Origin of the sequence: Mammaliicoccus sp. H-M34, from assembly GCF_022386495.1 — a bacterium.
Classification (GTDB): Bacteria; Bacillota; Bacilli; order Staphylococcales; family Staphylococcaceae; genus Mammaliicoccus; species Mammaliicoccus fleurettii.
Window position 1 is genome coordinate 26417 of the sequence record NZ_JAJNIK010000009.1, and the last position, 24258, is coordinate 50674.

Annotated in this window: 21 protein-coding genes; 18 read left to right on the forward strand and 3 right to left on the reverse strand. The window is 33.5% G+C overall.

Annotated features, from left to right (window positions below):
- Positions 1–89: 89 nt before the first annotated feature.
- The 15 genes from LQ608_RS10530 (at position 90) to cysC (ending at position 16457) form a co-directional block, all read left to right on the forward strand.
- Complete coding sequence (locus LQ608_RS10530; RefSeq protein WP_239751811.1) at positions 90–1163, forward strand: YkvI family membrane protein; 1074 nt, start codon at positions 90–92, stop codon at positions 1161–1163.
- Between the two features lie 140 nt (positions 1164–1303).
- Positions 1304–2638, forward strand: a complete 1335-nt coding sequence (locus tag LQ608_RS10535) for a sodium-dependent transporter (RefSeq protein WP_239751812.1) — start codon at positions 1304–1306, stop codon at positions 2636–2638.
- A gap of 35 nt (positions 2639–2673) precedes the next feature.
- On the forward strand, positions 2674–3558 hold the full coding sequence (gene cidR / locus LQ608_RS10540) for a cidABC operon transcriptional activator CidR (protein WP_239751813.1): 885 nt from the start codon (positions 2674–2676) through the stop codon (positions 3556–3558).
- Between the two features lie 308 nt (positions 3559–3866).
- The gene (locus LQ608_RS10545) at positions 3867–4250 is read left to right on the forward strand and encodes a CidA/LrgA family protein (protein ID WP_078357906.1); all 384 of its coding nucleotides are present in this window, start codon (positions 3867–3869) and stop codon (positions 4248–4250) included.
- Positions 4247–4936, forward strand: a complete 690-nt coding sequence (locus LQ608_RS10550) for an LrgB family protein (protein WP_078357905.1) — start codon at positions 4247–4249, stop codon at positions 4934–4936. The genes LQ608_RS10545 and LQ608_RS10550 overlap by 4 nt, the downstream gene beginning before the upstream one ends.
- Before the next feature lie 363 nt (positions 4937–5299).
- On the forward strand, positions 5300–6922 hold the full coding sequence (locus LQ608_RS10555) for a BCCT family transporter (protein ID WP_239751814.1): 1623 nt from the start codon (positions 5300–5302) through the stop codon (positions 6920–6922).
- A gap of 225 nt (positions 6923–7147) precedes the next feature.
- Positions 7148–7879 (forward strand): phosphoadenylyl-sulfate reductase, encoded by a 732-nt coding sequence (locus LQ608_RS10560; RefSeq protein ID WP_239751815.1) that lies wholly within the window; start codon positions 7148–7150, stop codon positions 7877–7879.
- Between the two features lie 109 nt (positions 7880–7988).
- A complete protein-coding gene (locus tag LQ608_RS10565) occupies positions 7989–9809 on the forward strand; it encodes an assimilatory sulfite reductase (NADPH) flavoprotein subunit (RefSeq protein ID WP_239751816.1) in 1821 nt (606 codons plus the stop codon).
- A 15-nt stretch (positions 9810–9824) separates the two neighbouring features.
- The gene (locus tag LQ608_RS10570; protein ID WP_481817139.1) at positions 9825–11528 is read left to right on the forward strand and encodes an NADPH-dependent assimilatory sulfite reductase hemoprotein subunit; all 1704 of its coding nucleotides are present in this window, start codon (positions 9825–9827) and stop codon (positions 11526–11528) included.
- A gap of 19 nt (positions 11529–11547) precedes the next feature.
- A complete protein-coding gene (gene cobA, locus LQ608_RS10575; protein WP_078357900.1) occupies positions 11548–12318 on the forward strand; it encodes a uroporphyrinogen-III C-methyltransferase in 771 nt (256 codons plus the stop codon).
- 15 nt (positions 12319–12333) lie between these two features.
- Positions 12334–13074, forward strand: a complete 741-nt coding sequence (locus tag LQ608_RS10580; protein WP_239751818.1) for a sirohydrochlorin chelatase — start codon at positions 12334–12336, stop codon at positions 13072–13074.
- A gap of 25 nt (positions 13075–13099) precedes the next feature.
- Positions 13100–13732 carry an NAD(P)-binding protein gene (locus LQ608_RS10585; RefSeq protein WP_239751819.1) on the forward strand — a complete coding sequence of 211 codons (633 nt, stop codon included), beginning with the start codon at positions 13100–13102 and terminating at the stop codon, positions 13730–13732.
- 3 nt (positions 13733–13735) lie between these two features.
- Positions 13736–14644 (forward strand): sulfite exporter TauE/SafE family protein, encoded by a 909-nt coding sequence (locus LQ608_RS10590; RefSeq protein WP_078357897.1) that lies wholly within the window; start codon positions 13736–13738, stop codon positions 14642–14644.
- Between the two features lie 15 nt (positions 14645–14659).
- On the forward strand, positions 14660–15838 hold the full coding sequence (sat, locus tag LQ608_RS10595) for a sulfate adenylyltransferase (protein ID WP_239751820.1): 1179 nt from the start codon (positions 14660–14662) through the stop codon (positions 15836–15838).
- Positions 15839–15857: 19 nt separating this feature from the next.
- On the forward strand, positions 15858–16457 hold the full coding sequence (gene cysC, locus LQ608_RS10600; RefSeq protein WP_239751821.1) for an adenylyl-sulfate kinase: 600 nt from the start codon (positions 15858–15860) through the stop codon (positions 16455–16457).
- 481 nt (positions 16458–16938) lie between these two features.
- Here the strand turns inward: cysC and cudC are convergent, their stop codons facing one another.
- A complete protein-coding gene (gene cudC / locus LQ608_RS10605; RefSeq protein WP_078357894.1) occupies positions 16939–17493 on the reverse strand; it encodes a choline uptake/conversion transcriptional regulator CudC in 555 nt (184 codons plus the stop codon).
- A gap of 209 nt (positions 17494–17702) precedes the next feature.
- Here cudC and betB point away from each other — a divergent pair, with 209 nt between their 5' ends.
- Positions 17703–19193 (forward strand): betaine-aldehyde dehydrogenase, encoded by a 1491-nt coding sequence (gene betB, locus LQ608_RS10610; RefSeq protein ID WP_239751822.1) that lies wholly within the window; start codon positions 17703–17705, stop codon positions 19191–19193.
- 41 nt (positions 19194–19234) lie between these two features.
- On the forward strand, positions 19235–20917 hold the full coding sequence (gene betA, locus LQ608_RS10615) for a choline dehydrogenase (RefSeq protein WP_239751823.1): 1683 nt from the start codon (positions 19235–19237) through the stop codon (positions 20915–20917).
- 476 nt (positions 20918–21393) lie between these two features.
- Here the strand turns inward: betA and LQ608_RS10620 are convergent, their stop codons facing one another.
- Positions 21394–22284, reverse strand: coding sequence for a fructose bisphosphate aldolase (locus LQ608_RS10620; RefSeq protein WP_119634091.1), 891 nt, complete (start codon positions 22282–22284; stop codon positions 21394–21396).
- A 180-nt stretch (positions 22285–22464) separates the two neighbouring features.
- Between LQ608_RS10620 and LQ608_RS10625 the strand changes: the two genes are divergently transcribed.
- Entirely contained in the window at positions 22465–22794 is a 330-nt protein-coding gene (locus LQ608_RS10625; RefSeq protein ID WP_078357888.1) for a DUF4889 domain-containing protein, read from the forward strand.
- Positions 22795–22841: 47 nt separating this feature from the next.
- On the opposite strand, the gene LQ608_RS10630 is transcribed toward LQ608_RS10625, so the two are convergent.
- Positions 22842–24245, reverse strand: a complete 1404-nt coding sequence (locus LQ608_RS10630; RefSeq protein ID WP_107509629.1) for a PTS transporter subunit EIIC — start codon at positions 24243–24245, stop codon at positions 22842–22844.
- Positions 24246–24258: the final 13 nt, after the last annotated feature.

Sequence of the window (24258 nt, forward strand, 5' to 3'; positions counted from 1 at the left end):
AATAATTGTCTTTCTTCTCTAAAAATAGGTTGAATATTGAAAAATCGGAACTAAACTTTGATATAGTATATTTAAGGGGAGTGAGATTTATGAAAAGAATTTTTTTGATAGCTAGTGCTTTTATAGGTGTCATAGTAGGTGCTGGATTCGCATCTGGCCAAGAAGTTCTACAGTATTTTACGAGTTTTGGGGTTATGGGGATATTTGGAGGTATCATAACAACAGCACTGTTTGCATATGTAGGTATGATGCTAGTTTGGCTCGGAAGTAAAATGAAGACAGATTCACATAAAGAAGTTATACATAAAGTAACTGGTAAATCAGTTTTTGGAAGTATAGTCGGTTGGACAATTGATTTAGTAATTATCTTTACACTGTTTGGTGTAGGTGTCGTAATGTTAGCAGGTGCAGGTTCGAATTTAAGCCAACAATTTGGTATAGCACCTATTATCGGTACATTAATTATGACGGTTTTAATTCTTTTAGCAGGTATGTTGAAAGTAGAAGGTGTCGTTAAAGTTATCGGAAACATAACACCATTTCTTATTGTCTTTATTGTAATTATATCAGTTTATAGTTTCTTCACAGTAGATACATCGTTTGCTGAGTTAAATAAAATATCTGACTCATACTCATCTACATTACCAAACTGGTTTATAGCTGGTATTAATTATGCATCATTTAATACTGCAGTAGGTGCATCAATGGCTATCGTTATGGGTGGCGCTGAAAAAGATTCTAAAATCGCTGGTATGGGTGGATTATTAGGTGGACTTGCATTAGGTATCATGATTATATTAAGTCATTTAGCTATTTTCTCTAAACTAGATACAGTAGGAGATCTAGATATGCCGATGTTAGGTATTGTAAATGAAATTTCTCCTATCTTAGGTGTGTTTATGGCGATTGTGATATTTGGTATGATATTTAATACTGGATTGGGAATGTTTTATGCATTTGCTTCTAGATTTACTTTTGTAGGTACAAATTCATTTAAAATATTTTACATAGTATCAGTCATAGTCGGTTTAGGATTAAGCTTCGTAGGATTTACAGACTTAGTTGCAATATTCTATCCGTTAATTGGTTATTTAGGGTTAGTATTAATATTAGTGCTAATTTATGCACCATTTAAAATGAAATTTGGTAAAAAGGAACTTTAAATATATTTTTCAAGAGTTAAGGCTGGGACAAATTAATTGTCTCAGCCTTAATTGTTAAAATCATTAAATTATTACTGTGTAGTCTACAATTATACGATATACTTCAATAAAGAGTTAATAGACATGAATGGAGGGATAACATGGATAATCAAAGAGATCAATGGTCATCTAAACTAGGTTTTATTATGGCATCTGCTGGTGCTGCAATCGGAATAGGGGCTATATGGAAATTTCCATATGTTGCTGGTCAATTCGGTGGTGGAGCCTTCTTATTATTATTTATTATATTTACACTATTTATTGGATTACCAATGTTAATATCAGAGTTTATAATCGGGCGTTCTACGAGTAAAGAGGCAGTTGCGGCTTATGATTCTTTAGCGCCAAAATCACCTTGGAGAATAACTGGTAGACTTGGCGTAATCGGATGTTTCTTATTATTATCGTTCTACAGTGTTGTAGGTGGTTGGATAACGATTTATACGGTACTAGGTGTAACGGGTAATCTTATTTCAGATGATGCAAACTATGGTAAAGTCTTCGAACAAATTATCGGACAACCTTTCACTGTATTGATTGGTGTATTTGTATTTATCTTAATGAATGTTATCGTATTGAATTTTGGAATTAAAAAAGGTATTGAACGAGCAAATAATATTTTAATGCCATTATTATTTATCTTTTTCATTATTCTTGTTATAAGAGCGGTTACTTTAGAAGGTGCTTCTGAAGGGCTATCTTTCTTCTTTAGTTTTAATTTTGAAGATTTTTCAGCAGAAGGTGTCTTATATGCGCTCGGCCAATCATTCTTCTCATTAGCAGTAGGATTTTCATGCATGGTTACATATAGTTCTTATTTAAGTAAAAAAGAGAGTCTACCAACATCAGCTGCGTCAGTATCAGCGATGAATATTATAGTTTCAATATTAGCAGGTATGGCTATTTTCCCTGTTGTGTATGCATTTTCTTTAGAGCCAGCAGAAGGTCCAGGTTTATTATTTATAGTATTGCCTAATGTATTTAGCCAAATGGCATTTGGTTCAATATTTTTAACTTTATTTTTACTATTGTTCTTATTTGCTACTTTGACTTCATCGTTCAGTCAGTTTGAAATTATTATTTCTGCTTTAGAAAAAGAAGGCAAAAGATCTAGAACAAAAATCGTATGGATACTTGGCTTACTTACATTTATTGCTTGTATACCTTCTTCGTTATCAAATGGTGTATTAGCAGATGTTTCTATATTTGGAAGATCCATATTCGATGCAACAGATTATTTAGTGAGTAATATATTACTTCCAATTGGATGTTTGCTTATTGCAGTATTCATCTCATTTAGAATGGACCAAGCAATTGTGAAAAAAGAATTTCAAATTGGTAATCAATTATCTCTAAAATGGTTCAAATTATGGAAGTTCTTAATGAGATATATTATACCTATCATTATCATTATAGTATTTATATTCTCACTTTAATTTTGTAATGACATCCATGAAAAGAGGTGCTAGAAATGGAATTTAAACAGTTAAAATATTTTGTGGAGATTGTCAGAAATGGTGGTATGACACAAGCTGCAGAACATTTATTTGTAGCACAATCAACAATAAGTAAAGCAGTTAAAAATCTTGAAAATGAATTTGAAGTCACACTTTTTGACCGTTCACAAAAACATATTAAACTGACAGATACGGGAGAAGTTTTTTATGAAAAAGCCGTAGAATTTTTAACACTATTTGATCACTTAACATTAGAACTTAATGATATTTTTGACGTTCAAAGAGGGCATATAAGATTAGGATTATCACCCATGATAAAAGTTGACCTCATAACAGATAGTCTTGAAAATTTTCATAAAAAATACTCAAACGTCACATATGAAGTTACTGAAGGTGGCGGTAAAGCCGTAGAACACTATATAAATAAAGATGAAGTAGACATTGGCGTGACGACATTGCCAGTAGACTCCTCAAAATATAATAGCGTCGCCTTGTATAAAGAAGAGCTATTTTTAGTCGTAAACAAATTACATAAACTCGCAAAGAGATCACAAGTTTCAATTAGTGAACTGAGAGAAGAAGAATTTGTATTATTTCATGACGATTATTACTTAAGAGATATGATTATAGAAAATTGTCGTAAAGAAGGATTTTATCCAAAAACCGTAGCCAAAATATCCCAGCTAACATTTATAAGCAATATGATAGAAAGAGGACTCGGGCTATCAATAGTACCTCGAAGTATAGCAGAACAAATGAGTGAAGATGTCAGAATGATTGAGCTGAAAGGTGAGAAAATATATTGGCACTTAGGCCTCATCTGGAAAAAAGGCGCTTACGTCAATCAAGTTACAAAAGAATGGATAGTATTTTTAAAAGACTCCCTAGATAGGAAATAAGCATTAGGGACAAAATTCTGAGAAATGTCCGTAAGAGAAGCTATCTCTAAGGAGCATAATTCAGAATTCTGCCAGTAAGATCAACATAAGAATGACAATCAAAATTTAATAGAACCCCCGAAGTTAGACTTTTGCCTAACTTCGGGGGTTTTTTATATCAAATCAGTTTGATCATCACAATAACAGGCTCTGTTTTAGACTAACTATTCCAAATTGGAATGCATGTAATCGATAATATGTATTTTATTAATAGTTCGTATGGTCATATAATGATGTCTATAACGATTTATTAAAAGGGTTGTGTTTATATGGTGAAACTATTTATAAAGATATTATTTCAAGTGTCTTTGATATATATAATTACGCAAGTTGGAAAATGGCTACAAGAGATACTGCATATACCGATTGCAGGTAGCATTGTTGGTCTTGGGTTTCTGTTTTTCTTACTATTAACGGGTATTTTACCTGAGCATTGGATTGAGGTTGGAGCTAATAAATTAATCAATGTTATGATTCTATTTTTTGTACCTTCAATTGTAGGTGTAATGGATATCGCTGATCAAATTGGACTGAGTTACATTATTATGGTCGTTTTATTGATTGTAAGTACGAGTTTAGTTGCATTGTCATCAGGTTATGTTTGTGAAAAGATTTTAAAGTTAAATAAAAAAGATAAGGAGAAAACAGCATGATTATAAAAACAATTACGATGATATTTTTAACACTAGCATGTTTTATAATCGCTAAGAAATTACAACTGAAGTATAAACATCCTCTTCTTAACCCAGCGCTCATTTCTTCTATCATGATTGTGAGTGTATTACTTATTCTAGGATTCAACTATAAGGACTATATGGTGGGTGGCTCTTGGATACATCAATTTTTAGATTGCTCTGTTGTGAGTTTAGCGTATCCTTTATATAAATATAGAAAATTAATTGTCGCAAACTTTAAGATTATTATCACGAGTGTATTAACAGGTATTATGGTTAATTTTATTGTTATTTATAGTGTGCTTTATGTAATGGGTTATCCTAGTTCAACTATTGTTACGATATTGCCTAGATCTATGACAGCAGCTGTTGGGATAGAGGTTTCTCATCAAATGGGTGGAACGGATACACTAACTGTCATGTTTATCATTGCGACTGGATTGATTGGCAGTATTCTAGGTAATTTCTATATAAGTAAAGCTAGATTTAAAAGTGATTTAGCGAAAGGCTTAACTTATGGAAATGCTTCACATGCATTTGGAACAGCAAAAGCATTAGAGGCTAATATTGAAGCTGGAGCATTTAGTACAATAGGTATGATATTGACTGCAGTCTTAAGTGCAATTATGTTACCGGTCATGTACTTAATTACGACATATATTTAGAATATGAAGTCATGGTGTGAAATTTCCATGACTTCTTTTTTTTATTAACGAAACGACGTAATGAAAAATATTTTTATATAAATTTTTATTCATAAATTACGTATAAATATACTAAATGAAAGTAAAAAAGATTTGTTTAGTTTGTTAAATTATAACTTAACACAACTGTTGTAGCAATATTTCTAATCATTAAAAATGCTTCGTTATATATATTTATTCATAAATAATCGTAATTACCTTTGTATGTAATTTGCATTTTTATTAAAAGTTCTATAGTGTCTTCAATGTGATTTAAATCATCGTGTTCATTAAAAGTGATTATATTGACGATGTACATTAATCGACAACGAGGAGTGTTCAGAAGTGAAGCAACATAAAGTAATGGACTGGTGGACATTTTACGGGACTGTAGCTGTATTGCTTATCGCAGTTATACCAATGATGGTTTTCCCGAAAGCTAGTCAAGAAGTAATAACAAGTATTAATGATATGATATCCAATACATTAGGTCCTTGGTATTTAACACTTGGTCTAATTGTTTTTGCGTTTGTATTATACATAGCGTTTGGTAAATATGGGAATGTAACTTTAGGTAAAGCAAGTGACAAACCTGAGTTCAATAATTTTAGTTGGATTTCTATGCTATTTTGCGCAGGTATAGGTTCAGATATACTTTACTGGGGTGTAATTGAATGGGCATATTACTATCAAGTACCGCCATATGGTGCAAGTGGTATGACTGACGAAGCACTCCAATATGCAACGATGTATGGCATGTTCCACTGGGGTCCAATTGCTTGGGCTATATATGTGTTACCAGCATTGCCTATTGGTTATTTAGTATTTGTTAAGAAAAAACCAATTTATAAAATTAGTCAGGCGTGTAGACCAATATTAAAAGGACAAACAGACAAATTACCAGGCAAAATTGTCGATATTTTATTTATTTTTGGTTTGCTCGGTGGTGCTGCTACATCTTTAGCACTTGGTGTGCCATTAATTTCAGCAGGTATTGAAAGGTTAACCGGACTAGATGGTGAAAATATGGTCATGAGAAGTGTAATCTTACTGATCATCACAGTTATATTTGCATTTAGTTCGTATACTGGCCTTAAAAAAGGCATACAAAAATTAAGTGATATTAATGTCTGGTTAACTTTCTTAATTTTAGGTATTGTACTTATTGTTGGTCCTACAGTATTTATAATGGAAACGACTGTTTCAGGGTTTGGTAATATGCTTAAAAACTTCTTCCAAATGGCTACTTGGTTAGAACCGTTTGGTGGAATTGGGAAAAGAGAAGAGACGAACTTCCCACAAGATTGGACGATATTCTATTGGTCATGGTGGTTAGTATATGCACCATTTATAGGTCTGTTTATTGCAAGGATTTCTAAAGGACGTACTTTGAAAGAAGTTGTCTTAGGGACAATTATATATGGAACATTAGGTTGTGTATTGTTCTTCGGTATTTTTGGGAACTATGCAGTATTTCTACAAATTTCTGGCCAGTTTGATGTCATTCAATTCTTGAATCAGCATAGTGCAGAAACCACTATTATAGAAGTAATGCATCAATTACCGTTTCCAAAAGTGATGATTGTTTTATTCTTAATATCAGCATTCTTATATTTAGCTACTACATTTGATTCAGGCTCTTATATATTAGCAGCAGCAACTCAAAAGAAAGTGATAGATGAACCATTAAAAGCAAATCGTTTATTCTGGGCTTTCGCTTTATGTTTATTACCTTTCTCCCTAATGTTGGTAGGTGGAGAACGAGCATTGGATGTATTGAAGACAGCTTCAATTTTAGCCAGTGTTCCCTTAACCATAATATTTGTTATGATGATGATTTCATTTATACGAACATTAAATGGTGATCGGATTAAATTAGAGGAACGTGCAGATAAACTAAAAGCAGTAGAAAGACGTTCATTACGGATTGTTCAAGTAAGTGAGAAAAAAGAAGACGATAATTTATAGATTAAAAAAAGTTCGTAATTCATCTGAATTACGAACTTTTTTTATTTGTAAAATTAACTGAAAATTAAAAAAGAAATGTTGACATCATATTTTGTATCGGGTATGCTAATGAGCATAATTTATTATTTCATAGTAATCCTATCTGTTTAAAATAATTTATCGTTTTTTAGGTAGTTTTTAGATAGAAAAGCTTTAGAAATAAACATAAGGAGGACGTTGTATATCATGACAGAAGTGTTGACTTATGAACGTTTTGACACAGATCCTTTTAAAGACATTAATATTGATGATGAAACTAAAGGTGCTTATCAAATCATAAAATGGGCCTATGAACATTATGGAGATTCTATAGTTTATTCATGTAGTTTTGGTGCAGAAGGTATGATTTTGATAGATTTAATTTCAAAAGTTAAAAAAGATGCGAAAATCGTATTTTTAGATACGGATTTACATTTTCAAGAAACATATGACTTAATTGATCGTGTTAAAGAAAGATATCCTTCGTTGAATATCGAATTAAAAAAACCTGATCTAACATTAGAACAGCAAGCTGATCAATATGAACCAGCTTTGTGGACAAGTGATCCAAACCAATGTTGTTACATAAGAAAAATTAAACCTTTAGAAGAAGTACTTTCTGGTGCGACAGCTTGGGTTTCAGGATTGAGAAGAGAACAATCACCTAGTAGACAAAACACTGACTTTATTAATAAAGATGAAAGATTTAAATCTATTAAAGTTTGTCCTTTAATTTATTGGACGTGGGATGATGTTTGGGCGTATATGGAACGCCATGATTTAACTTATAACGAATTGCATGATTTCAATTATCCAAGTATCGGGTGTATACCTTGTACATCACAAGTTTCGACTTCAGGGGATTCACGTGAAGGAAGATGGAATAATTTTAATAAAACTGAATGTGGTTTGCATACAGCAAATAGTAAGCCTAAATAAAGTATCTCATTAAAAGATTTTTTATAGTCTTTTTTTAAGTATAAAACATACTATTCCTATATGAATAGTAAAAATGAAAATAAAAATTGGACAGGATGAGGTGACATTTTTGGAATTAACAGTAACAAATAGCCCATTTAATCAAGAACAGTCAGAAAAGCTAAATCAAGTACTTTCAACACTTACTAAGGAGCAAAAGATTTGGTTTAGTGGTTACTTATCAGCGGCAGCTGCCCAAAGTAATGAACCAAGTGCATCAATAGTTGAAACAGCAGCACCAGTTAGTAATGAACCAAAACCAAAAACACGAGAAATCACAATATTGTTTGGTTCTGAAACAGGAAATGCTCAAGGATTAGCAGAAACATTAGAAAGTAAATTAAAAGAAAAAGATTTCAAAGTTAATCTTGCATGTATGGAAGATTTTAAACCGAAAGATTTAAAGAAAGTCGAAGATTTATTTATTATTACTGCAACTCATGGTGAAGGTGATCCACCAGATAATGCGATCACTTTCCATGAGTTTATACATAGTCGTAAGGCGCCTAAGTTAAATGACTTAAGGTATTCTGTCTTAGCTTTAGGAGATGAGTCTTATGAATTCTTCTGTCAAACTGGTAAAGATTTTGATAATAGACTGGAAGAACTTGGTGCAGAGAGATTACATTCAAGAGTCGATTGTGACTTAGACTTTGATGAACCGGCAGAAAAATGGATGGAAGGTATCTTGAATTCTATAGGTCATGTATCAGGTCATGAATCAACTGAACCAGCTAAAGTTGACCCTGAAGATATATCTGCTACCCAAACGTATTCAAGATCTAATCCATATGAAGCTGAAATACTTGAGAACATCAATTTAAATGGTAGAGGTTCAAATAAGGAAGTGAGACATATCGAACTATCTTTAGAAGGTTTCACCGACTCCTTTGAACCAGGAGATTGCATTGGTATATTCCCTAAAAATGACCCTGAAGTAGTATCAGACTTAATTGAAACACTCGTTTGGAATCCAGATGAGAGTGTTCCTATAAATGATGCGGGTGATACATTAACGCTCCGTGATGCACTGACAAATCATTTTGAAATTACGAAACTTACAAAACCAATTGTTACAAAAGCAGCTAATATTTTTGGGAACGACGTGTTATCTGAAAAAGTTAAAAAAGACCGTTGGATATACGGTTATGTTGAAGGTCGCGATTTAATTGATTTAATTAATGACTTTCCACCAGAAGACTTACAACCAGATGCACTACATCAGATTTTACGAAAATTACCTGCTAGAGAATATTCAATTGCTAGTAGTTATCAAGCTACACCAGAAGAAGTACATCTTACAATTGGTGCCGTTCGATATCATGCAAATGAACGAGATAGAAACGGTGTTTGCTCAGTACAATTCGCTGAACGATTAGAACCTGGCGATACTGTACCAATTTATTTGAAAAAGAATCCAAACTTCAAGTTTCCTAAAACGAATGAAACACCTGTTATCATGATTGGTCCTGGTACAGGCGTAGCACCATTTAGATCTTATATTCAAGAAAAAGAAGAATTAGAACTTAATAATAAAGCATGGTTATTCTTTGGAGAACAACATTTTACAACAGACTTTTTATATCAAACAGAATGGCAAGGTTGGTTAAAAGATGGCGTGCTTGATAAATTGAGCGTGGCATTCTCTAGAGATTCTGAAGAAAAAGTGTATGTACAACATCGAATTGAAGAAAATAGTAAAGAATTTTATCAATGGATTCAAGAAGGCGCTGCTTTATATGTTTGTGGAGATGAAAAGTGCATGGCTAAAGATGTACATCAATCCATTTTGAATGTGATTCAAAAAGAAGGACATTATAACGAAGAAGAAGCAGAAGACTTTTTAACTCAAATGAAAAAAGACAGAAGATATCAAAGAGATATTTATTAAGAGGGGGGCATTATTGTGAGCACTCAAACTAATTTATCCGAAAAATTAGATGAAATGGAACACATTAAAAATAGAAGTAATTATTTAAGAGGAACAATTAAAGAAGGCTTAGCTGATGAAATAACAGGAGCAATAGCAGAAGACGATACGAAATTGCTGAAATTCCACGGAAGTTATATGCAAGATGATAGAGATATCCGTGACGAGCGTCGTAAACAAAAGCTAGAACCTGCTTATAGTTTCATGATTAGAGTTAGAGTTCCAGGTGGTACAGCAACAGCTGATCAATGGATTGCAATGGATGATATTTCTACAGAGTATGCAAATGACACAATCAAATTAACAACGAGACAAGCATTTCAATTTCACGGCATTTTAAAAAGAAATTTAAAAAGCTCTATGCAAAGTATTCATCACTCAGTTATGGATTCTTTAGCTGCATGTGGTGACGTAAACAGAAATGTTATGTGTAACCCAAATCCATATCAATCAGGTGTACATAAAGAAGTGGATAAACTTGCAACAGATATTAGTGATCATTTATCACCACAAACCGGAGCATATCATGAAATTTGGTTAGATGATGAGAAAATTGTTGATACTAAAGAAGAAGTAGAACCGATGTATGGTAAGACTTATTTGCCTAGAAAATTTAAAATCGGTATCGCTGTTCCACCTTCAAATGATATAGATGTTTATTCACAAGATATTGGACTCATTTCAATAATTGAAGATGACCAATTAGTTGGATTTAATGTCACTGTTGGCGGTGGAATGGGTATGAAACACGGTAATACGAAGACATACCCTCAAGTAGGTAGATTGCTTGGTTACTTCCCTAAAGAAGAAGCGATAGATGTTTGTGAGAAACTATTAACAATACAAAGAGACCACGGTAATAGAGAAGATAGAACAAATGCACGATTTAAATATACAGTTGACCGACTAGGTGTAGATTGGATTCGTGAAGAATTAAATACAAGATTAGGTTGGGAAATTGAAGAACCAAGACCATTCGATTTTAAACATAATGGAGATCGTTACGGGTGGACTGAAGGTAGTGGCAAATGGCATTTCACATTATTTATTCAAAATGGCCGTGTGAAAGATACACAAGACTACAAGTTAAAAACAGCTTTAAGAGAAATTGCTGAAATCCATACAGGAGATTTCCGTTTAACTCCGAACCAAAACTTAATTATTGCTAATGTAGCCAAAAGTAAAAAGGCTCAAATTCAAAAAATTATAGATAAATATGGTATTACAGATGGAGAAAATTATACAGGGCTTAGAAGAAATTCAATGGCATGTGTAGCCTTTCCAACTTGTGGTTTAGCAATGGCTGAATCAGAACGTTATTTACCTACACTTATTAATAAAATTGAAGGTCTTTTAGATGAAGCAGGTTTAAATGAAGAAGAAATTACAATTCGTATGACAGGTTGTCCTAATGGTTGTGCAAGACCAGGTCTAGCTGAAATTGCATTTATCGGTAAAGCACCAGGTAAATACAACATGTATCTTGGTGGTGGATTCTCAGGAGACCGCCTAAATAAACTATATAAAGAAAATATAGGTGAAGATGAAATTTTAGAAAGTTTAAGACCAATTATTATTCAATATGGTAAAGAAAAAAATGATGGTGAACACTTTGGAGACTTTGTTATCCGTAAAGGCATTATAAAAGAAGTGCACTCAGGACAAGACTTTCATAGTTAAACAGAAAAGGGGTGGAAGCATGGGCAAAGTATTCTTAGTTGGTGCTGGACCAGGTGATCCAGATCTAATAACAGTTAAAGGTATTAAAGCAATTAAACAGTCCAATGTCATTCTATATGATCGACTTGTTAATAAAGCGTTACTTGAATATGCAACTGAAGATACAAAAATGATTTATTGTGGAAAAAGCCCTAAAAATCACTCATTAACGCAAGATGAAATTAATGAATTACTTGTGAAGTTATCTTTAGAAGGTCATACCGTAACACGATTAAAAGGTGGAGATCCATTTATATTTGGTCGTGGCGGTGAAGAAGCGGAAACATTAAAAAATTATGATATTCAATTTGAAGTAGTTCCTGGTATTACAGCTGGTGTTGCAGCACCAGCTTATGCGGGAATCCCTGTTACACATAGAGATTACAGCTCGTCGGTTGCATTTATAACAGGCGTGATGAAGGATTCTATAGATGAAGACGAATATTGGAAACATTTAGCTTTAGGGCCAGAAACTCTTTGTATTTATATGGGCGTCAAAAAGCTACCAGAAATTAAAAGATTGTTAGTTAAACATGGTAGAAGTTCTGATACACCTGTTGCATTAATACATTGTGGCACATCTAATCATCAATTAACTGTAACTGGTACTTTGGATGATATTGTCACTAAATCAAAACATGTTAAAAATCCTGCAATGATTGTCATTGGAGAAGTCGTCAAACTAAGAGAAAAAATGAGTTGGTTTGAAGAAGTAGCGAACGAACAACAGGTTCCACAGCTCATTTATTAATACTGGAGGGATACAATGATAGGCGTATTATATGTCAGTCATGGTAGCAGAATTAAAGAAGCAACAGAAGAAGCTATTACTTTTATAGACTCAGTTAAAAAGAAAATAGATATTCCTCTACAGGAGATTTGCTTCTTAGAGTTAGCACAACCAGATATTCAACAAGGTGTAAAAAAATTAATAGACAATGGTGCTACTGAAATTTCTGTTATACCCGTATTATTGCTCAGTGCAGGTCATTACTTTAAAGATATACCGAATGAAATTGATGAAATAAAGAAAAAACATCCTGAAGTTACATTTACTTATGGAAAGCCTTTAGGTGTTCAACCAAGATTATCAGCTATTCTGAATGAACGCATTCAAGAAACGAATATTTCAATCAAAAAAGACGCAAAACTACTTGTTGTAGGAAGAGGAAGTTATAACCCTCAAACTAAAATAGATATAACGGCTATTGGCAAAGCATTATATGAAACGACAGAATTTGAAAATGTAGAAGTTTGTTACTTAGCTGCGTGTGAGCCATCATTTGAAGATGCGTTACAAGTAGCATTACAAGCTGAACATTCACAAATATTCATAGCACCATATCTTTGGTTCACAGGCGTGTTAGAACGTCACATAGAGAAAACAGCTAAAGAACATAATATGAACAGTGACATTATCGTTTGTAAACACTTAGGTCATCATCCTTCTATACAAGAAGCATTGAAAGACCGTGTTCTTGAAACACTTACTACTCAAAAAGTTTGAATATATGAATAAAGGGTGATTTATATTGGCATATGTTCCGCTCAATATTGATTTTACAGATAAGCAAGTTAAAGTTATCGGCGGTGGAAAAATAGCAGAACGAAGAGTGAGAGCCATACTTGAAAGCGATGCTGTGATTCACGTTATTAGCCCAGAGCTTACAGAAGACTTATTTCAACTTTATCTTGATGAAAAAATATTATGGAAGAAAAAGATATTCGAATCATCAGATTTGGAAGATGCCGACTTTATTATATCTGCTACAAATCAACAAGAGGTAAACGATGTTATTAAAAAGGCAGCCCCGAAACATAGTCTTATAAATATGGTCAGTGATGCACAAGTCGGAAATGTTATATTTCCTGGGACATTAAAGCGAGGGAAATTACAAATAAGCGTGACATCAACTGGTGCGAGTCCAAAGTTAGTAAGTAATATTTTGGATGATTTAGAGAAGCAATATCCTGTTGATTATGAAGAATACGTAGAATTTTTATTTGAAAGTCGCATAATCATTAAATCATTAAACCTAGAAAAAACAGAAAAAAACCAATTGTTAGAATCTATATTATCTTATCAATATTTTGATAAAGATGAACAAAACAAATTAACAAATTGGTTAAGACGACAACCTAAAAAGAGAACAAGAGAGGAGTAGTATATGCGAAAACTAACAATATTTGCGATTGTAGGATTTTTAGCTCAATTAATTGATGGTTCTCTCGGGATGGGATTTGGTGCAACTTCTTCTTCATTATTATTAACATTTGGTGTTGCTCCAGCAATCGCATCAGCAACGATTCATTTTTCTGAAGTTGCAACAACAGCAGCATCTGGTATTTCGCATTTGAAATTTAAAAATGTAGATAAATCCATTATTTTAAAGCTGGCGTTACCTGGTGCCATCACAGGTTTTATTGGTGCAGGTGTACTCAGTAATCTACATAGTGATTTTATAAAACCTTTTATAGCAATATTTTTATTATCTATGGGCGTCTACATTATTTATCAGTTTGTTTTTAAAAAACAACAAAATAATAAACTGAATGGTGGAAAGTTATCTGGATTTATACTTGTTCCTCAAGGTGCTGTAGCAGGATTTTTAGATGCAATTGGCGGAGGAGGCTGGGGACCAGTCAATACACCATTATTGTTATCTAGAAATCAAATAGAACCGAGATATGTTATAGGTACAGTTTCAGCGAGTGAATTTTTTGTAACAATTTCTACATCATTAGGATTTATCATTTTCCTTGGATGGAGTCAAATTAGCATATTATTAGTTGTGGCATTAGCATTTGGTGGCGTAGTTGCAGCACCATTTTCAGCTTGGTTAGTAAAGACTTTGCCAGTATATGTTCTAGCAGTACTTGTAGGCGGACTTATTATTTTTACAAATAGCAGTGTGTTATTAGGCAGTTTTGTAAGTAATGAAACAACAGTATATATAGTTAAGATAGGAATTGTCGTTGCATGGTTAGGTCTCGTATTATTTACGCTTTACCAACATAATAAATTTCCTTTCAACATTCAAAATCAAAAATCAAAAGAAGTAGATCAAATAAATTAATAGGAGTGAATCAGAATGGTATCAGCAACTCAACAAATTAGCGAAACAATTAAGCCTCATGGTGGTGAATTGATCAACCGTCAAGTTACAGGTGAAGAAAGAGAACAATTAATTGAAGCAGCAGAGTCATTCTCTAAGTTAACTTTAAATCCTTGGAGTTTATCAGATTTAGAACTGATTGCAATAGGTGGCTTCAGTCCATTAACAGGCTTTTTAGGTGAAAAAGATTACGTAAGTGTAGTGGAAAATGTACGTCTAGAAAATGGACTAGTTTGGAGCATTCCGATTACATTGCCTGTAACAGAAGAAGAAGCGAATAACTTTGAAATAGGTTCTAACATCGCGTTATATGGTGAAGATAATCATCTTTATGGTGTGTTAAAGCTTGAAGAGAAATATACGTACGATAAAGAAAAAGAAGCTCAAAACGTATATGGCACAACAGATGTAGATCATCCAGGTGTTAAGCTTGTATATGAAAAAGGAAATGTATATCTTGGAGGACCTATTCAATTAGTAGATCGTCCTAAACACGATGAATTTAGTGATTTCCATTTAGACCCAAGTGAAACAAGAGCATTATTTAAAGATTTAGGATGGAAAACAGTTGTTGGATTCCAAACAAGAAACCCTGTTCATCGTGCACATGAATATATTCAAAAAATAGCACTTGAATCAGTAGATGGCTTATTATTAAATCCACTCGTTGGTGAAACAAAATCTGACGATATTTCAGCAGAAATTAGAATGGAAAGTTATCAAGTTATTTTGAAACATTATTACCCTGAAGAAAGAGCAAGACTTGTTATATATCCAGCAGCTATGAGATATGCTGGGCCACGCGAAGCAATTTTGCATGCATTAGTACGTAAAAACTATGGCTGTACACACTTTATTGTCGGTCGTGATCACGCTGGAGTAGGCGATTATTATGGAACTTATGATGCACAAGAATTAATCTCACAATATGAAGATGAAATTGGCATTCAAATCTTTAAGTTTGAACATGCATTTTTCTGTACTGTTTGTGACAATATGACAACAGCTAAAACTTGTCCACATGATAAATCAAATCATGTCCACTTAAGCGGAACAAAAGTAAGAGAGAAATTGCGTAATGGAGAACAATTACCGAAAGAATTTTCAAGACCAGAAGTAGCAGATGTATTAATTAAAGGCTTGAAACAAAACTAATTTCTTGAGGAGTGAAACAATGAGCGCGTCAACAAATATTACATGGCATGATTCAGAAGTAACAAAAGAACAACGACAAGAAAGAAATGGTCATAAAAGTGTCGTTATTTGGTTTACAGGTTTATCAGGATCAGGTAAATCAACAATTTCAGTAGCATTAGAAAAAGCATTGTTTGAACAAAAAATAACATCATATCGTTTAGATGGAGATAATATACGTCACGGATTAAATCAAAATCTTGGATTCAGTCCAGAAGATAGAAAAGAAAATATTCGTCGTATAGGAGAAGTAGGTAAACTTATGGTAGATGCGGGTGTTGTAACAATGACAGCATTCATCTCTCCATATAAAGAAGACCGAGACATCGTAAGAAACATTCTAGAAGACGGAGAGTTTATTGAAGTGTTCACAAAATGTAGCTTAGATGAATGTGAGTCAAGAGACCCTAAAGGTTTATATAAAAAAGCTAGAAGTGGTGAAATTAAAGAATTTACAGGCATTAATGCACCATATGAAGAACCATCTAATCCGGAAATTGTAATCGATACAGAACACGAAAGTATTGAAGAGTCAGTAAATAAAATCGTGACATACTTAAAAGAAAATCAATATTTATAATAGGTAATATAAAAAGCAGAGAAAATTCTTAGTATTTAAGAATTTTCTCTGCTTTTTTAGTTGAGTATAGATTTCAGATGAATCGCACGATATCTCAAAAGTCTTCGTGCGATTCGCCCGGATTTAAGCCAAAACGCACGATATCTCAAAAGTCTTCGTGCGATTCGCCCGGATTTAAGCCAAAACGCACGATAACTCAGAAGTCTTCGTGCGATTCGCCCGGATTTAAGCCAAAACGCACGATATCTCAGAAGTCTTCGTGCGATTCGCCCGGATTTGAGCAAAAACGCACGATAACTCAGAAGTCTTCGTGCGATTCGCCCGGATTTGAGCAAAAACGCACGATAACTCAAAAGTCTTCGTGCGATTCGCCCGGATTTAAGCCAAAACGCACGATAACTCAGAAGTCTTCGTGCGATTACCCCAGATTACCCCAGATTTAAACAGTATCAAATTTCACTTAGGAAATAACTTCAATACTTTATTTATCTTCACGTTCTGGTATAGGGAAATATTTGTATATTTCTCCTGTTTTAATAGCGCTACTAATATTCGATAACCATTCGTAATAAACTTTGTAGTCTTCTAATTGTTTATATATGATAGTTGCTTCTTCTTTAGTATCTTCATCAACACCATCAGCTTCAATAACTTTTTTAAGTAATACTTCTGCATCTTTAACTGAGTCCATATTAATAGATATTTCTCGATCCCATTTTCTTGAGAAGAAGTTATTAAAGAAAATAAAGAAGTCTTTCTCAGCTATAAAGTGTTGTTTTCTGCTACCTCTTGTAAATTGTTGTTTGACGATATCAAACTCCTGTAGTTTCTTAACACCAGCGCTCATACTCGGTTTACTCATTTGGAGTTGTTCGCGCATTTCATCAAGTGTCATACTACCTTCAAATACCATCGTGCCATATAAATTACCAACACTACGGTTAATACCATATAAATCCATCGTTTCTCCAATTCCATTTATAACGATGTCTTTAGCTTGGTCTAATTGTTTTTTGTAGTTATCTGAACGTACCACTACATACACCTCCAATAATTACTTTAATTGTACCATGAATTCTTTTACATTGTAGTTGCTTTTCCCTTACTTGTCTATTTGTAATACCTGTATAAAGTTATGATTTTAATTTGATATTGAAGATTTGACGTCATTTATAATTATATGCTAACATAAATTTGTAAAGTTCGTTAAATAAAAATTTAACAAAGTTAACGGAGGTAATTTAAATGGAATATATAGATCGTTTATCAAGACGTCAATTTATTAATGGTGACTGGGTCGAAGCTTCAAACAAAGCGACTCGTGACATCGTTAATCCATATAATCAAGAAGTAGTGATTTCAGTCTCAGAAGGTACTAAAGAAGACGCTGAGCAAGCTGTATTGGCTGCAAGAAAGTCTTTTGAATCAGGAGAATGGTCACATGAGACGAGCGAGAATAGAAGTCAAAAAGTTAGAGAAATAGCAGATTTAATAAAAGAACATAAAGAAGAGCTCGCGACTCTTGAAACGTTAGACACTGGTAAGACATTAGAAGAATCATTTGCAGATATGGATGATATTCATAATGTGTTTATGTATTTTGCTGGATTAGCAGGAAATGATGGTGGAGAGATTATTGAATCACCGATTCCTAATTCAGAAAGTAAAATAGTTAAAGAGCCTGTTGGTGTTGTAACTCAAATTACACCTTGGAATTATCCATTACTTCAAGCTTCATGGAAAATTGCTCCAGCTCTTGTAACGGGTTGTTCATTAGTTATGAAGCCAAGTGAAATTACACCGTTAACAACAATTCGTATATTTGAATTAATGGAACAAGTTGGTTTTCCAAATGGCGTGATTAACCTCGTACTTGGTAAAGGTTCAGAAGTTGGTGACGTATTATCATCTCATAAAGAAGTTGACCTTGTTTCATTTACTGGTGGAATTGAAACTGGTAAACACATTATGAAACGCGCAGCAGACAATGTAACGAACATTGCGCTTGAATTAGGTGGTAAAAATCCAAACATTATCTTTGATGATGCAGATTTAGAGTTAGTTGTTGATCAAGCATTAAACGGTGGATATTTCCACGCTGGTCAAGTTTGTTCAGCTGGTTCACGCATAATCGTACACAATGATATTAAAGCGCAATTTGAAGAAGCGTTAGTTGATAGAGTAAACAAAATTAAAATTGGTAATGGTTTTGATAAAGAAACTGAAATGGGTCCTCTAATTTCAGCAGAACATAGAGGAAAAGTTGAAAAATATATAGAAGTTGCTAAAGAAGAAGGGACAACAATTGCCGCTGGTGGTAAACGTCCAGAAAGAGCCGACTTACAAGATGGTTTCTTCTTTGAACCTACTGTTATTACAAACTGTGATACTTCAATGAGAATTGTTCAAGAAGAAGTGTTTGGTCCAGTTGTAACAATTGAAGGATTCTCTTCAGAACAAGAAGCAATCGAACTAGCTAATGATTCAATTTATGGATTAGCTGGAGGCGTATTTACTCAAGATATAGGAAAAGCAAATAGAATCGCTAACAAATTGAAAATGGGTACGGTTTGGATTAATGATTTCCATCCTTATTTTGCACAAGCACCATGGGGTGGATATAAACAATCTGGTATCGGTAGAGAGCTAGGTAAAGAAGGATTAGAAGAATATATTATTTCTAAACACATTTATACAAATATACAACCTGAACCTGTGAATTGGTTTAGCAAATAAAAACAACAATGATTATTGAAAATATAGGAGGATATTAAAGCATGGAGAAGTCTTATGATTATATAATTATCGGTGGCGGAAGTGCTGGTTCAGTATTAGGAAGCCGCTTAAGTGAAGATAAAGGTAAAACAGTATTAGTATTAGAAGCTGGTAGAAGTGACTATGCTTGGGATTTGTTAATTCAAATGCCAGCAGCTCTTATGTATCCATCAGGTAATCGTTTCTATGACTGGAAATACGAAACAGATGGAGAACCTCATATGGGCGGTAGAAAAGTTGCACATACAAGAGGTAAGGTATTAGGTGGATCTAGTTCAATCAACGGAATGATTTATCAACGTGGTAACCCTATGGACTATGAAGGATGGGGAGAACCAGAAGGCATGGAAAGTTGGAAATTCGCTAATTGTTTACCATACTTCAAAAGATTAGAAAAAGCATATGGTGCAGATAAATCAGATCAATATCGTGGTCATAATGGTCCAATTAAATTAAGAAGAGGCCCAGCAACCAATCCATTGTTCCAAGCGTTTTTTGAAGCGGGTGTAGAAGCAGGATTTAATAAAACACCTGATGTGAATGGATTTAGACAAGAAGGATTTGGACCATTTGATAGTCAAATTCATAACGGTAGAAGAGTTTCAGCTTCACTTGCTTATTTAAGACCAGCTATGAAGCGTAAAAATTTAACAGTACAAACAAGAGCTTTTGTAACAGAAATTAATTACGAAGGTAGAAGAGCGACAGGCGTTACGTTTAAGAAAAATGGTAAGAAACATACTGTAGGAGCTGGAGAAGTTATTTTATCAGGTGGCGCATTCAATACACCACAACTACTACAACTTTCTGGTATCGGTGATTCAGAACATTTAAACTCACTAGGCATCGAAACGCGCGTACATTTACCAGGTGTAGGTGAAAACTTTGAAGACCATTTAGAAGTTTATGTTCAACATGCATCTTCTGTACCAGTTTCACAACAACCAAGTTTAAATAAATTTAAAATGCCTTTCATTGGTTTACAATGGATATTTGGACGTAAAGGACCAGCAGCAAGTAACCACTTTGAAGGTGGAGGATTTGTGAGATCAAACAACGAAGTAGATTATCCAAACTTAATGTTCCATTTCTTACCTCTTGCAGTACGTTATGACGGACAAAAAGCAGATACAAAACATGGTTTCCAAGTACATATTGGACCTATGTATTCTAACTCAAGAGGTAGTCTGAAGATTAAATCTAAAGACCCATTCGTAAAACCAAAATTCGTATTTAACTATTTATCAACAAAAGAAGACGAGCAAGAATGGATAGAAGCAATTAAAGTAGCAAGAAACATTCTAGCTCAACCAGCATTAGCACCATATAATGACGGAGAAATATCACCAGGACCATCAGTACAAACAGATGAAGAAATTTTAGAATGGGTTAAGAAAGATGCAGAAACAGCATTACACCCATCATGTAGTGCTAAAATGGGACCAGCATCAGACCCAATGGCTGTTGTAGACCCATTAACAATGAAAGTACACGGTATGGAAAATCTACGAGTAGTAGACGCATCAGCAATGCCACGTACAACAAATGGTAATATCCACGCACCAGTATTGATGCTAGCAGAAAAAGCAGCAGATATTATAAGAGGTAAAAAACCATTAGAACCAGAAGAAATAGATTACTACAAACACGGCGTGCACGATAAAGACGCAGGTATAATGAAGTAAAATAAAAAACACGAGGCTGGGACAATTAATTTGTCTCAGCCTCTTATCGTAAGTTAGCTATGTTCACACATGTCGAGGGAAGTGTAAGTAAAGATAGCCATATTTACACAAGTCGGAAGAAGTGTAAGCAAGGGTAGCCATATTTACACAAGTCGGAAGAAGTGTAAGCAAGGGTATCCATGTTTACACAAGTCGGAAAAAGTGTAAGCAAAGATATCTATATTCACACAAGTCGAGAGAAGTGTAAGCAAGGGTAGCCATATTTACACAAGTCGGAAGAAGTGTAAGCAAGGACATCCATATTCACACAAGTCGAGGGAAGTGTAAGTAAGGGCAGCTATATTTACACAAGTCGAAAGAAGTGTGAATAATTTATATAAGAAAAAGAGCAGAAATTCAATTTTACAATGAATTTTTGCTCTTTTTAAATTTATAAAATATGTTTATCTCAGTCTGTTTTATGATTCAACTTCAAATTAATTTTTATTCACAGAAGCGTCATAGATAGAATCTACTGCGTCTTGTAATCCGCTATCAAATTCTTCTGATGATTGACCAGCGAATAAATCAGTTACTAATGCGCGTGAGAAACTTGCGATAAGTTCATCATTTTCTTTTAGTAATTCGTTTGCTTTTTCTCTAGAGTAACCGCCTGATAATGCTACGACACGAACTACGTTAGGGTGTTCGATCAATGATTTATATTGATTTGGTTTTGTTGGAATTGTTAATTTCAACATTACGTATTGATCATCATTTAATTTGTCTAATTCTTTAGCGATTTCTTCTTTTAAGATATCTTCAATTTCTTCTTTATCTTTAGCGTTAATGTTAACTTCAGGTTCAATAATTGGTACTAATCCTGCTTCGATGATTTGTTTACCAATTTCAAATTGTTGTTGAACGACTTTAGCGATAGCGTCTTTATTTGCTTCTAAAATATTTGAACGCATTTTAGTACCAAATACGTTGCGTTCTTTAGCGCGTTTTAATAATTCATCTAAACCTGGAATAACTTTCATTAATTGAACGCCATTTTCTTCTTCAGCAAGTCCTTTGTCGACTTTTAAGAAAGGTACTATACCTTTATCTGCTAAGTAGTTTGATGTGTATTTGCCTTCTACTTCACGGTCCATTGTTTGTTCAAATAAAATGGCACCTAATATTTTTTCTGGTGTAAAGGCTGGTGATGTAACGATACGTGTTCTCATTTCGTGAACAAGTGTAAACATTTCATCTTCATTGCTATATTGATCTTCTTCAATACCGTAATCTTTAAGAGCTTTCGGAGTACTACCACCACTTTGATCTAGTGCAGCTATAAAACCTTTACCATTTTTCATTTTTTCAAATTGTTCTTGGTTCATTTTTTCCACTCCTTTAGATATTCTTCACTTAATATTATGATGATTTTTAGTTTTTATGGCAAGTTATTCAACTTTTCAAACTGTACATCTAAAAAAATATGTCGAATTTAAGAAGATTCCACGAAGGTCATTTCATAATTAAGTAAGACGTTTTATGATGTAGGTTAGGGAGGATTCTCAATGAATAAAAAATCAGCAATATTATTAATTAGTGGCTTGGCAGTTCTTGCTATAGCAGTAGCATCATTATTATTATTCTCAACACAAAAAAGCACATACTACGGGTATATGGAGAATGGAACAACAGCAGAAAAAGTAGTGAGCGAGAAAAATAACGAAGTAACAGAAAACGTTAAACTAGAATCAACGAAAGACTTCAAACCTAAAAAAGGTGACTTCGTGAAACTGATTTCTAAAGACGATGGAAAAACATTTTATAAAAAAGATGTAGTAACTCATGACGACGTACCACACGGATTAATGATGAAAATACATGATATGGAAATGTAATATAAAAAAACTACCAACAAATATAAAATTGTTGGTAGTTTTTTTAGTTAAGTGTTATCCATTTCTTTATTAAATTCTTTAACAAGTTTTGTTACTTCAGGACCAATGACGATTTGAGCATTATGTTTATCTATAATTACAACGCCATGAGCACCTGTTTGCATAATTTTATCTTTATTAATTAAAGAAGTGTCTTTAAGTTCTAACCTTAATCTAGTAATGCAATTTTCATATTCAATTACATTATCTTTAGTACCAATGTTTTCAAGTATTTTTTTAGACATATATTGGTATTGATTATGTGATAAAGATAACTCTTTTTCTTCATCAGATTTTTCTTCTTCAAAATTAGTTTCTTCTATTTGCCCCATGATTGGAACGTTTCGATTAATGATATAGAAGTAAAATGTAATGAAATATAGTATGAAAAATCCTATGCCTACTGGTATAATCATCCAACCTTTGTCTGATAAACTTAAATTGAGAACATAGTCAATGATACTACCACCCCAAGAAAAGCCTTCTCGAATGTGTAAATAATATAAGGTCATTCCGGCTAAACCAGTATAAACAGAGTGAATAAAATATAGGAATGGTGAAGTGAATAAGAAAGTGAACTCTATAGGCTCAGTTATACCTGCAACTATTGCAGTAAAACTACCTGATCCCATAAGAGCTTTTGTATTTTGTTTGTTGTATTTTGCAGCTTTAGATATAGCTAGGGCTATAGCAGGAACTCCAAACATAATCGATACAAAATACCCACTCAAGAAATAGCCTGCTGTTGGATCCCCATTTAAGAATCTTGTAACTTCACCATGGACTACTTCTCCTCCAGATGTTTTGAAATCTCCAAGTCCAAAGTAAATATAAGTATTCAATACATGATGTAAGCCGAATGGAAGTAAAAATCTATTTAAGAATCCATTTATAAATACGCCTAAACCACCCAAATTGACTAACGTTTGAGCCAACCAATCAATTGAAGATTGAGCATATGGCCAAACTAAAAAGCTTATTCCTGTTACTGGTAACATGATTACAATAATCATTGTAATAGGGAAATTTTCACCAGAAAAGAATGAGAATATTTTAGGCAAATCAACATCCTTAAATTTATTGTAAACCCAAGCTGCGAGCAAACCCGAAATGAGACCACCGAATACGCTCATGTTTAAATCGGAATCCAGAATATTTAAGCCCTCTTTTAAAATAGAAATTGCAATAAAACCTGTTAAAGCAGGTATCCCTCTGTCTTTAGTCTTTGATAATCCCATCGCAATACCGATAGCTATAAGAATATCAATATTATTAAATATTGCACCGGATGCTTGAAATAGTTTCCAATCCAATAAGTCTTCAGAGCTAATTCTAAATAGAATACCTGCTGCTGGTAATGCTACTATTGGAATAAGCATGGATTTTCCAAGCTTTTGTAAGAATCTCATCATACTAAATGTCCCC